The organism is Anaerotignum faecicola (assembly GCA_024460105.1).
Lineage (GTDB): Bacteria > Bacillota > Clostridia > Lachnospirales > Anaerotignaceae > JANFXS01.
Genome location: JANFXS010000040.1, coordinates 1 through 661 on the forward strand (window position 1 = coordinate 1; position 661 = coordinate 661).

Sequence of the window (661 nt, forward strand, 5' to 3'; positions counted from 1 at the left end):
CATGCCCGTGTCCCTGTCCAAACGGCTCTGTCGGGCCGACAGGACCTCAGGGACCTCGCGGTGCAACTGGCGCAACTGGTCCTCAGGGGCCTCGCGGCGCTATGGGCCCGACGGGGCCTCAAGGGCTTCGCGGCGCCATGGGCCCGACTGGGCCTCAGGGGCCTCGCGGTATAATGGGACCAGCCGGACCTCAGGGAATCACAGGACCGCCAGGCCCCATTGGTTCCAGAGGTACGGCGGGGCTTCAGGGGCCAACGGGCATGGTCCTGGCCCTGGAGCAGGACAGCAGTTCGGGCAGCAGTTTGGACAGCAGCCCGGGCAGGGGCTCTGGCATGATTCATGATTTGGATTCATAAGATGCCTTCCTTCCTGATCAATAACTATTCTATTGTCAGTATATACATGGGAAAAGCCTGATGTTTTAAAAAGCTGCAAAATTTAATGAATTACTGTAAAAACAGGAAGAAATTCGTAATAAAAGCTTAATAGTATGAATGTTGACATTTCAGGCCCTCACGCTTTACACTTATGTAAGAGTAAAACGGGGGCGAGGTGAGCCATTACGAATGAAGCAGGATAGGGAAAGATACGAAGATTTAGAGATGCGGAGGCGCTCCAGAATACGAAGACAGAGAAGGCTTAAGAGGCAGCGGCGGAAAGC

At 54.5% G+C, this 661-nt stretch carries 1 pseudogene; it reads left to right on the forward strand.

Going from position 1 to position 661, the window contains the following annotated elements:
- Positions 1–218 (forward strand): annotated as a pseudogene (locus NE664_12610) (collagen-like protein).
- The last annotated feature ends 443 nt before the right edge of the window (positions 219–661 follow it).